The organism is Bacillus sp. 491mf (assembly GCF_900112415.1).
Classification (GTDB): Bacteria; Bacillota; Bacilli; order Bacillales; family Bacillaceae_G; genus Bacillus_A.
The window spans coordinates 1-10,991 of the sequence record NZ_FOLV01000069.1 but is presented as its reverse complement, the minus strand read 5'-3'; the positions used below and the strand labels follow the sequence as shown (position 1 = coordinate 10,991).

The window sequence follows — 10,991 nt, the reverse complement described above, 5'->3', positions numbered from 1 at the left end:
AACTCCTTACGTCGTATCCTTTTATCCTCACTCCCTGGTGCTGCTGTTACTGCCATCCAAATCGATGGCGTATTACACGAATTTTCGACAGTTGAGGGTGTAGTAGAAGACGTTACAACGATCATCTTAAACTTGAAAAAGTTAGCTCTCAAAATCTACTCTGAAGAAGAGAAGACTCTCGAAATCGATGTACAGGGCGAAGGTATTGTCACAGCTGCTGATATTACTCACGATAGTGATGTTGAAATCTTAAATCCAGATTTATACATTGCAACGTTAGCAAAGGATGCGCATTTCCGCGTGCGTTTAACTGCAAAGCGTGGCCGTGGGTATACACCGGCTGATGCAAATAAGAGCGAGGATCAACCAATAGGTGTAATTCCTATTGATTCTATTTATACTCCAGTATCACGTGTGACTTACCAAGTGGAAAAGACACGTGTTGGACAAGTGGCAAATTATGATAAGCTTACGCTTGATGTATGGACGGATGGAAGCATCGGGCCAAAAGAAGCTATCTCTTTAGGTGCCAAAATCTTAACAGAGCATTTAAACATCTTTGTTGGTTTAACTGACGAAGCGCAAAATGCTGAGATTATGGTCGAAAAGGAAGAAGATCAAAAAGAAAAAGTTCTAGAAATGACAATTGAAGAACTTGATCTTTCTGTTCGTTCTTATAATTGCCTAAAACGTGCAGGTATTAACACTGTACAAGAGCTTGCGAATAAAACTGAAGAAGATATGATGAAAGTTCGTAACTTAGGACGTAAATCTTTAGAAGAAGTTAAGCATAAGCTTGAAGAATTAGGTTTAGGCTTACGTAAAGACGACTGAGGATTTAAATTCATCAACGAAGGAGGGAACTACGAATGGCATACAGAAAATTAGGCCGTACAAGTGCGCAACGTAAAGCTATGTTACGTGACTTAGCTACTGATTTAATTATCAACGAGCGCATTCAAACGACAGAAACTCGTGCAAAAGAACTTCGTTCTGTAGTGGAAAAAATGATCACTTTAGGTAAACGCGGAGATCTTCATGCTCGTCGTCAAGCAGCTGCTTACATTCGTAATGAAGTTGCTAATGCTGAGACTGGTCAAGATGCATTACAAAAATTATTCGCTGATGTAGCTCCACGCTACGCTGAGCGTCAAGGCGGATACACTCGTATTGCAAAAATTGGTCCACGTCGCGGTGACGCTGCACCAATGGTAATTATCGAGTTAGTATAATGACAAGCAAAAGGGCAGGACAGTACTTTTTAAGTAACTGGTCATGGCCCTTTTTTTTTAAGTATAGAAGAAAGCGTTTATCTTGCTATTTGCAGGCTGTAAGACTCTTATTTCAAGATTCAGAGAGAAGTGAGAGAAACTGCTGGCATGTGCAAGATTGGTGAGCTTTTCGTCTCCCCTGGATGGAAGTTTCACGTTATTTGGCTGAATAATGGAAGAGGGTGTCCACAAGTGAAAAAAGAGAAGCTTCGTGCTGAGAACATATCATTTCAATATCCTCAAGCTGCTTCTTACGCCCTGCGTGACGTTTCATTCTCTTTATATGAAGGAGAATGGGTATCTATTATTGGGCAAAATGGGTCAGGAAAATCAACGCTTGCAAAGTTATTAAATGGTTTGTTTTTACCATCAACAGGAACAATTACTGTAAATGAATCACTTGTTTTATCAGAAGAAACTGTATGGGATATTCGAAAACAAATCGGAATGGTGTTTCAAAACCCAGACAATCAATTTGTCGGAACAACTGTACAAGATGATGTTGTCTTTGGGCTTGAGAATGCCGGAATGCCCAGGGAACTAATGGTAGAACGTATGAAACATGCTTTGGAGCTCGTGCGAATGGAAGAGTTTCAAAATGAAGAACCTCATTATTTATCGGGTGGGCAAAAGCAGCGCGTTGCAATTGCCGGCGTACTAGCACTCCAGCCGTCTATTTTAGTATTAGACGAGGCAACATCTATGCTTGACCCCCAAGGTCGTAAAGAAGTGGTAGAAACGGTAAGAGATCTTGTTCGCACGAAGGGAATTACAGTTCTTTCGATTACTCACGACTTAGAAGAAGCGGCGCAGTCCGATCGTATTATTATTTTAAATCGTGGAGAATTACTAGAAGAGGGAACACCTGAACACATTTTTCAATCACCGAAAATGTTGCAAGACATCGGTTTAGACGTACCATTTTCAATAAAAATGGCAGAATTATTGAAAAGCAATAATATTCCTTTACAATCAATGCATCTTACAATGGAAAGTTTGGTGAGCGAACTTTGGAGATTACATTCCAAAAAGTAGAGCATCGTTATCAATATAAGACCCCATTTGAAAAGCGAGCCCTTTACGATATAGATATTTCGCTTTCTAGCGGTGGCTATTATGCCATAATCGGTCATACAGGATCGGGTAAGTCAACGATGATTCAGCATTTAAATGGCTTATTGCAACCAACGAGTGGTACTGTTCAAATTGGGGAATACAAAATTTCATCGCAAAAGAAAGCGAAAAAGTTAAAACCTCTTCGAAAAAAGGTAGGAGTTGTTTTTCAATTTCCAGAACATCAATTATTTGAAGAAACAGTAGAGAAAGATATTTGCTTTGGACCTTTAAACTTTGGTGTATCTGAAGAAGAAGCAAAACAAAAGGCAAAAGATGCCATTGGGTTAGTTGGGCTATCAGAGGAGCTATTAGAACGCTCTCCGTTTGAGTTAAGCGGTGGACAAATGAGACGTGTTGCGATAGCTGGTGTACTCGCGATGGAGCCTGAAGTATTAGTATTAGATGAACCAACAGCAGGGCTTGATCCTAAGGGCCAACATGAGCTTATGGAGATGTTCTATCATCTTCACAAGCAAAAAAATCTTACGGTGATTCTTGTGACACATAATATGGAGGATGCTGCAAAATATGCAGACAACATTGTTGTGATGCATAAAGGAACGGTCTTTTTGCAAGGAACATCAGAGGAAGTCTTTACGCATGCAGATGAGCTTGAGCAAATTGGTGTATCTCTTCCAATGTCGCTAAAGTATAAGCGAGAAATTGAAGAGAAATTAGGAATTTCTATACCAAAAGCCACCTTGTCTTTAGAAGATTTAGCAGATGAAGTCATACAACTGTTTAGAAAAGGTGGGGATTCATCATGCAGCAGTTAATTATTGGAAGATATATTCCAGGAGAATCTGCTATTCATAGACTGGATCCTCGTACAAAACTGTTAATGGTCTTTTTATATGTATTTGTTGTATTTTTAGCAAATAATGCAATTTCATACGGCTTGCTATTTTTGTATGCACTCATTGCTTTGTTTTTTGCAAAAGTGCCGATTCGTTATATTCTTTCTGGGTTAAAACCTATTTTATGGCTATTTTTATTCACGTTCTTTCTGCACGTTTTTACAACAAAAGAAGGCGCTGTACTCGTTCAACTTGGATGGTTTTCGATATATGAGAAAGGGCTTGAGCAGGGGATTTATATTTCTATTCGTTTTTTAGTCATTATTTTAATGACGACCCTATTAACATTAACGACAACACCAATTGGAATTACCGATGGCATGGAGACATTGCTGCATCCTTTAAAACGCATAAAAGTTCCTGTCCACGAAATTGCACTTATGATGTCTATTTCCTTGCGTTTTATTCCTACTTTAATGGATGAAACAAGTAAAATTATGAAAGCACAAGCTTCTCGAGGTATAGACTTTGCAGGCGGTCCAATGAAAGACAGGTTGAAAGCAATTATCTCGTTACTTGTACCACTATTTATTAGTGCATTTAAACGTGCAGAAGACTTAGCAATTGCAATGGAAGCACGAGGTTATCAAAGCAACGGATACCGTACGAAATTCCGGCAATTAGAATGGAAATGGATCGATACATTAACGCTTTTAAGCCTATTTGGTTTAACATGTATTTTAATTTTAGTTCGATCGTAATGGAGAGAGTATGAGTATGAAAAGAATAAAATGCACAGTTTCGTATGATGGAATTAACTTTTGTGGATATCAAATTCAACCCAATCAACGTACTGTTCAACAAGAAGTAGAGAAAGCACTGCAAAAAGTGCATAAAGGGGAAGCTGTTCGTGTACAAGCGTCAGGAAGAACAGATTCCAATGTTCATGCCAAAGGCCAAGTGATTCATTTTGATACACCGCTATCATTAACGGGAGAGCAGTGGATGGCAGCTTTAAATACAATGCTGCCAGATGATATTGTTGTGGAGCAGGCTGAGCAAAAAACGTTAGACTTTCACGCAAGATACGGCGTTGTAAAAAAAGAATATCGTTATCGGGTATTATTATCTAAAAAAGCTGATGTATTCCGTAGAAATTACGTATATCAGTATCCATATGCGCTAAATATAGAATCGATCCGAAAAGCAATCCATTATTTTATTGGAACACATGATTTTACTTCATTTTGTTCGGCAAAAACTGACAAAAAAGATAAAGTGCGAACAATTTATGAAATAGATTTAATAGAACAGGGCGATGAGTTAGTCTTTCGCTTTGTCGGAAATGGTTTTTTATATAACATGGTTCGAATTATTGTCGGTACGCTGCTTAGCGTCGGTCAAGGAAAAATTGCTCCTGAAAGCATTTCAGACATTTTACAAAAACAAGACCGCCGTTTTGCTGGGAAGATGGTACCGGGGCAAGGCCTTTATTTATGGGAGGTAAACTATAACAACTAATCCTGGTGTAACATTCGCTTGACATTAGAAACTCAAAAGTATATCATAACATATGGTATTGTTTCTAAAACCACGATTAGCCCCGGAAGGAAATCGTGTTTAAGATAAACAATAGATTTTTTCTATGGAAAAGATAACGAGTAGGAGGGAAACAAATGCGTACGACTTTTATGGCAAAAGCTAACGAAGTTGAGCGTAAATGGTATGTGATTGATGCTGAAGGTCAAACTTTAGGTCGTCTTTCTAGTGAAGTAGCATCCATTTTACGTGGTAAAAACAAACCAACATTTACACCACACGTTGACACGGGTGATCATGTAATTATTATTAACGCTGAGAAAATTCACTTAACAGGTAATAAATTAAACGATAAAATTTACTACCGTCACACTAACCACCCAGGTGGACTTAAGCAAAGAACAGCTCTAGAAATGCGTACAAACTACCCTGTACAAATGTTAGAGCTTGCTATTAAAGGCATGCTTCCAAAAGGACGTTTAGGACGTCAAATGTCTAAAAAATTAAATGTGTATGCTGGATCTGAGCATCCACATCAAGCACAAAAACCAGAAGTTTACGAACTTCGCGGATAATTAATTAAAGGAGGGCTTACTTTGGCACAGGTACAATACAATGGTACTGGACGTCGTAAGAGTTCAGTAGCACGCGTACGCCTAGTTCCAGGCGAAGGACGCGTTATCATTAACGGTCGTGAATTTGAAAACTATATCCCATTTGCTGCATTACGTGAAGTAGTGAAACAACCTCTAGTTGCAACAGAAACTTTAGGTAACTACGATGTTCTTGTAAACGTACATGGCGGTGGATACACTGGTCAAGCTGGTGCTATCCGTCACGGTATTTCTCGCGCTTTATTAAAAGCTGACCCAGAATACCGTTTAACATTAAAACGTGCAGGTCTATTAACTCGTGACGCACGTATGAAAGAGCGTAAAAAATACGGTCTTAAAGGTGCTCGTCGTGCACCTCAGTTCTCAAAACGTTAATTTTTGCGAACTTCAAACCCCAGCCTTTTGGCTGGGGTTTTTTTATGTTCTTCAATAGCTTCTGTTAGCATCCCCTTGTTTGGAATATTTTAGTGCCCCCTTCTTGTGTATGCTTCCTACTGAGAAGTTTAGACTAATACGTACATAGGGAGGTTTTAAGTACTATGAATGTTATTGTAAGTCTGAAAGAAAAACAAAGAGAAAAGCAACTGAAGTATGAACGTAAAATATTGCGTGAATTATCATTACAAACACTTAGAGAAAATATCCGTGATTGCTTTTGTATGGATACATTTCATCGTCATTATGAAGATTATTGTATAGAACTGGGCATTGAGTCTTATTTATTAGGAGCTAGGTATAGTAAGTTTGGATATTATGGAGAATCGTTTTTAGATGTAAAAAACAGATCATCTCATGAAGAAATTCAATTAACGGAAATGCTGTTTCATTTTTTGACGAGTGTGCCTTTGCATACTTTAGAAGAAAGTGAAGATGAGCAGCTATATCAATCGTGCTCGCACTTTATAAGCGCTTGGTGGCAACAAGGATATGAGAAGGGTGAGAAAAGATATCGTATGAAGCTGCATTAAGAAAATCATAAACTTTCCTCTTGTCCCATATAAGTAAGTAGAGGGACTAGCTGAAGGGGGGAAGGTATGAAAAGAATTCGGATTATTTCTTTTATGTTAGCGGCGGTAGTACTCTTTTTTTTAGTAAAGCAGGAATTTCAAATTACAAAGTCATGGAGAGCATGGAATTTGCCTTTGTCTGGAAAAATTATTGTATTAGATGCTGGTCATGGTGGTCCGGATGGAGGTGCGGTTGGCGGGGATGACATTGTTGAAAAAGACATCACACTAGAAATTACCAAAAAGGTACGAGACTACTTGCAGGAACAAGGAGCACTTGTTATTTTAACGCGCAATGGGGATTATGATTTGGCTGACAAAAGCACGAAGGGATATAGTCGCCGTAAAGCAGAGGATTTAAAAAGACGCGTAGAGATTATTAATAAGCCTGATGTTGATTTTTTTGTTAGTGTGCATTTGAATGCTCTCCCAAGTGGGAACTCAAAAGGAGCCCAAACATTTTATTATCGTTCTTTAGTAGAAAACGAACGAGCCGCGAAATTTATTCAAGCTGAATTACGAACAAGTCTTGAGAATACGAACCGTTCAGCGAAAACAATTTCGCATGTTTACTTATTAAAGTATGCGAAAACACCAGGTGCATTAGTTGAAGCTGGATTTTTATCAAATGTAAATGAAAGATACTTATTAAACTCCGAGAAATATCAGCAAAAAGTTGCTGCTGCAATATATCGCGGGGTCTTGCGATATTTCACCGAAAAAGGAAACCCTCCCAATTAAGGAGGGTTCTTCTTTGTAACGGAGTTTTCCGAAAATATGCTATACTTACAATGAAAACGCATTTATTTTGTTTTAACGGCAATTACATGCTCGTAAGAACTTAATTTTATCCAGGGGGCGGGACAGATTATGGTAACGAAAGAACAAGTAATGGGAGCACTTGAAGGAATTATAGATCCGTTTCTAAATAAAACATTAAAAGAAACAAACGGTATTAAAGAAGTTACAGTAAAGCCAGAAAAAGAACATGTTAGCGTTAAAGTTGCAATTGTGAAAACAGGAACAGCGGAGCAAATGCAATTGCAAGCAACAATTGTAAAAGTAGTGAAAGAATTAGGGGCAGCAACAGTAGGTTTACGCTTTGCAGAATTTACTGAAGAGGAACGATTACAATTTGCTCCGCAAGAAGAGCAGAGTGAATCTTTATTATCACCGCATTCGAAGACAACTTTCTTGGCAGTAGCGAGTGGAAAGGGCGGTGTTGGAAAATCAACGGTTTCTGTAAACCTAGCGATTTCTCTTGCCCGTTTAGGGAAAAAGGTTGGGATTGTTGATGCTGATATATACGGATTTAGTGTACCGGATATGATGGGAATTGAAAAACGTCCTATTGTACGTGGTGATAAAATCATTCCGGTAGAGCGCCTTGGTGTGAAAGTTATTTCTATGGGATTTTTCGTAGAAGATAATGCGCCTGTTATTTGGAGAGGTCCTATGCTTGGCAAAATGTTAAATCATTTCTTCACAGAAGTAGAGTGGGGAGATTTAGACTACTTAGTGTTAGACTTACCTCCAGGTACAGGTGACGTAGCATTAGATTTACATTCAATGCTTCCGGCATGTAAAGAAATTATTGTAACAACACCGCATCCAACAGCAGCTTTTGTAGCGGCTAGAGCTGGTGCAATGGCACTTCGTACAGAGCATGAGATTATTGGTGTTGTAGAAAATATGTCTTATTTCGAAAGTAAAGTAACTGGTGAAAAGGAATATGTGTTTGGAAAAGGCGGAGGAGAAAAATTAGCAACAGAACTGCAGACAGAAGTACTTGGTCAAATTCCGCTTCAGCAACCAGATTGGAATACAGAAGAATTTGCTCCATCTGTATATGATGAAGATCATAAAAATGGAGTAATCTATAAACAAATCGCTCAGCAAGTAATTGAAAGAGCGGCAATTGAACAAAAATAACCCTCAGTACGAGGGTTATTTTTATTCTTTCTTGCCTTCTTCTGATCCGCCTTCCTTTTTCTGTTCCCCGCCACCTTTTTGTGCCTTTTCAACGCCTTTACTAATAATGTCGATCATTTTGGTTTGAAATAATGGACTTTCGGCAGTTTCAGTTATGACTTGCTGTAAGTATTGACGATACTCTTTGCTTTTCATTGTTTGCATCATGATTTTTCCGACTTCTGGATTTTTCATGACTTCTATAACACCAGCTTGATACTCAGGATCTTTTAATAAAGTTTTCATTAAATTTGTTTGTTCTTTCTCGATGCTTTTTGCAAATTTAGCGGCAAACTCAGGGTCTTTAAATGCCTTTTCCCAAAACTGCTGTCCTTTCTCTGATATCATAGTATCTTCAATCGTTTTCTTTACTACAGATTCATCTAAAATAAGAGCTTGTTTCATTTTTTCATCGGTTAGTACATCTTGGATTGCTTTTTTCCCTTGATCCGTTTTTAAAATATCAATAATCATTTTTTTCGTTTGATCATAATCTAATTGGGATTTCGCTTCTTTTTCCTGTGCGCATGCAACGATTCCGATAAAAAGGATGAAAGAGACCGAAATGAGTAGAATCCGTTTCATCAGCCGGGGCTCCTTTCACGTGTTTCTCTTTTTAATATAAATCTCTTAGAAGAATTTATACATATTGATGGCTAGCTTTTTAAAATTGACATTGTTACAATTTAATTAGAAATATATATAATGGGGGATGTGTCTGTGAATAGCCGAAATTGGGTACGACTCTTTATGACGACTTTATTTCTTGGGGGAAGCAGTACAATCTTTATTGGTTTTGTTTTAGAATGGGACAAGTATAATAAATTTTTTCAAAATTTCGACGGAAAGGAAATCTTAATGGTTTCTTTTTGGTTGCTTGGAGTCGGTCTTATTTTTAGTGTAATCAGTCAGATGGGGTTCTTTGCATATTTAACAGTTCATCGATTTGGGCTGGGGATGTTTCGTTCGCCCGCTCTTTGGAATGCGGTACAAATGTTCTTAATTGCGTTTGTATTATTCGATTTTGTCTATTTTCGCTCTGTATTCATTGCAAATGGGAATGAATCACTAGGGACAAATATTTTTGTCGCTGCGACTCTCTTTTTGTTCGGAATCATTGTTGCTTACATAAAGAGTAAGGAGACGAACAAGAAGGCGTTTGTTCCGGCGTTATTCTTTATGATTGTTGTAACGATTATTGAATGGGTTCCGGCATTGCGTATCAATGATACGAGTTGGTTATATTTAATGGTTGTTCCATTGCTCATTTGCAACGCATATCAGGTTTTGATATTGCATCGTCTAGTAGGGCAAGAAAGCTGATTCCTATATTGGAATCAGCTTTCTTAGTGAATAAGGAGGGAAATTTAATCTATGTCCCTACTTTTGGCTTTCGTATTTGAGATGAGCTGGGATACAGAGACGTTTTCAAATCCGTCTGTTTTTAATTTTTGAAGCAGCATCGGTAATGCTTGATTTGTTTGTAGTGCTGAATCAGAAGCATGAAGTAAAATAATATCTCCTTCGTGCAAGTTTTCAGAAACGGTTGTAACGATTTTATTGACTCCGGGGTTTTTCCAATCATTTGAATTGTTGCTCCAGTGCACAACCGTATATCCAATAGATTCAGCGATTTTTAATACTGTTTTATTAAAGCTACCGTTAGGAGGACGTAGGAGTTGAACTTGTTTTACTTGAAGTTTTGTAAATATGTCCTGTGCCTTTAGGAGATCTCTTCGAATTTCGTTAGCTTCTAAAGATGTATAGTCTTTATAATTGTATCCCATACTCCCAATTTCGTGCCCGTCTTTTATAATACGTTCTACAATATCAGGGTGACGTTCTGCCCATGCGGCAGAAAGGAAGAAGGTGGCGTTTTTAATTTTTTTTTCTTTCAATGTATCTAGTATAGGTAATGCTTTCTCATCTCCCCAACTAATATCGAATGTTAAAGAAACTTGTTTTTTTGTCGTGTCTCCTTTATAAATTGCTTTCGGACCAGTATTTGTTGAAAAAGCTGATTGATAAGAATATGTTTTTACAAAAAGCAGCCATGCCGTAAATAGGGAAAGCAGAATAATAAGACTAATTTGTTTAAACTTATGTTTACTCGTTATAAAGAAGAAAAACATCGTTTCTCCGCCCCTTTGTCCAATCCTTTTCAGTTACTTATATGCAGAAAAAGGAGAAAAGAGAACTAAACGATTAATATCGTATGAAAGGGATATACTGAACGATATGTAGATAAGAAACAGCTGAGGTGACGGAATGATTGGATTGCTGATTACGGATCAAGAACAAAAGGAACTAGAATATGTATTAAAAAGAGAATTGGACGAATTATTATTTGACTTTGCAGATAAACGAATTCATCAAGTTGTAAAAAAGACGATGGAAGAGCGATATAAATTGTTGTTTATTTTATTTACAAAAATAGCTCCACCTGAAGATTGTACAAGATATATAAGAAAAAGAATTTTTTATTAAAAGGTATTGACGGTGTAGTTCTACATATGATAAATTAATATTCGTCGCTGATGAACGAATTCATCAAGCGGAAAAAAGAAATAAAAAACATTGTTGACATAGAAAAGTGAAGATGTTAACATAAGGAAGTCGCCATTGAGCGGCGGATGAGTTCTTTGAAAACTGAACGAAACAAACAACGTGAAACGT

At 37.6% G+C, this 10,991-nt stretch carries 15 protein-coding genes; 13 read left to right on the top strand and 2 right to left on the bottom strand.

Annotated elements, in window-relative coordinates; all coding sequences use genetic code 11:
• The 11 genes from BM211_RS25010 to BM211_RS24960 all read left to right on the top strand — a co-directional run.
• The coding region (locus BM211_RS25010) for a DNA-directed RNA polymerase subunit alpha (RefSeq protein WP_091000107.1) at positions 1-834 on the top strand (834 nt) is incomplete at its 5' end.
• Positions 835-869: 35 nt separating this feature from the next.
• The gene (rplQ, locus tag BM211_RS25005; RefSeq protein WP_020063215.1) at positions 870-1,232 is read left to right on the top strand and encodes a 50S ribosomal protein L17; all 363 of its coding nucleotides are present in this window, start codon (positions 870-872) and stop codon (positions 1,230-1,232) included.
• 231 nt (positions 1,233-1,463) lie between these two features.
• A complete protein-coding gene (locus BM211_RS25000; protein ID WP_035434676.1) occupies positions 1,464-2,306 on the top strand; it encodes an energy-coupling factor ABC transporter ATP-binding protein in 843 nt (280 codons plus the stop codon).
• A complete protein-coding gene (locus BM211_RS24995) occupies positions 2,282-3,163 on the top strand; it encodes an energy-coupling factor ABC transporter ATP-binding protein (protein WP_035434678.1) in 882 nt (293 codons plus the stop codon). The genes BM211_RS25000 and BM211_RS24995 overlap by 25 nt, the downstream gene beginning before the upstream one ends.
• Entirely contained in the window at positions 3,151-3,945 is a 795-nt protein-coding gene (locus BM211_RS24990) for an energy-coupling factor transporter transmembrane component T family protein (protein WP_091000105.1), read from the top strand. The genes BM211_RS24995 and BM211_RS24990 overlap by 13 nt, the downstream gene beginning before the upstream one ends.
• Positions 3,946-3,961: 16 nt before the next feature.
• Positions 3,962-4,705, top strand: coding sequence for a tRNA pseudouridine(38-40) synthase TruA (gene truA, locus BM211_RS24985; RefSeq protein WP_035434681.1), 744 nt, complete (start codon positions 3,962-3,964; stop codon positions 4,703-4,705).
• A 155-nt stretch (positions 4,706-4,860) separates the two neighbouring features.
• Entirely contained in the window at positions 4,861-5,298 is a 438-nt protein-coding gene (gene rplM / locus BM211_RS24980) for a 50S ribosomal protein L13 (protein ID WP_035434682.1), read from the top strand.
• 21 nt (positions 5,299-5,319) lie between these two features.
• The gene (gene rpsI, locus BM211_RS24975; protein ID WP_035434683.1) at positions 5,320-5,712 is read left to right on the top strand and encodes a 30S ribosomal protein S9; all 393 of its coding nucleotides are present in this window, start codon (positions 5,320-5,322) and stop codon (positions 5,710-5,712) included.
• 164 nt (positions 5,713-5,876) lie between these two features.
• Entirely contained in the window at positions 5,877-6,305 is a 429-nt protein-coding gene (locus tag BM211_RS24970; RefSeq protein ID WP_091000103.1) for a DUF2521 family protein, read from the top strand.
• 66 nt (positions 6,306-6,371) lie between these two features.
• Positions 6,372-7,085 (top strand): N-acetylmuramoyl-L-alanine amidase CwlD, encoded by a 714-nt coding sequence (gene cwlD, locus BM211_RS24965; RefSeq protein WP_035434685.1) that lies wholly within the window; start codon positions 6,372-6,374, stop codon positions 7,083-7,085.
• Between the two features lie 129 nt (positions 7,086-7,214).
• Complete coding sequence (locus tag BM211_RS24960) at positions 7,215-8,276, top strand: Mrp/NBP35 family ATP-binding protein (RefSeq protein ID WP_035434687.1); 1,062 nt, start codon at positions 7,215-7,217, stop codon at positions 8,274-8,276.
• 21 nt (positions 8,277-8,297) lie between these two features.
• On the opposite strand, the gene gerD is transcribed toward BM211_RS24960, so the two are convergent.
• A complete protein-coding gene (gene gerD, locus BM211_RS24955) occupies positions 8,298-8,900 on the bottom strand; it encodes a spore germination lipoprotein GerD (RefSeq protein WP_035434688.1) in 603 nt (200 codons plus the stop codon).
• Positions 8,901-9,035: 135 nt separating this feature from the next.
• Here gerD and BM211_RS24950 point away from each other — a divergent pair, with 135 nt between their 5' ends.
• Positions 9,036-9,638, top strand: a complete 603-nt coding sequence (locus BM211_RS24950) for a KinB-signaling pathway activation protein (protein ID WP_091000101.1) — start codon at positions 9,036-9,038, stop codon at positions 9,636-9,638.
• 44 nt (positions 9,639-9,682) lie between these two features.
• Here the strand turns inward: BM211_RS24950 and pdaB are convergent, their stop codons facing one another.
• Positions 9,683-10,447: a polysaccharide deacetylase family sporulation protein PdaB gene (gene pdaB / locus BM211_RS24945; RefSeq protein WP_035434690.1), complete on the bottom strand. Its 765-nt coding sequence runs from the start codon at positions 10,445-10,447 to the stop codon at positions 9,683-9,685.
• A 136-nt stretch (positions 10,448-10,583) separates the two neighbouring features.
• On the opposite strand from pdaB, the gene BM211_RS24940 reads away from it, so the two are divergent.
• Entirely contained in the window at positions 10,584-10,802 is a 219-nt protein-coding gene (locus BM211_RS24940) for a hypothetical protein (RefSeq protein ID WP_035434691.1), read from the top strand.
• Positions 10,803-10,991 lie beyond the last annotated feature (189 nt).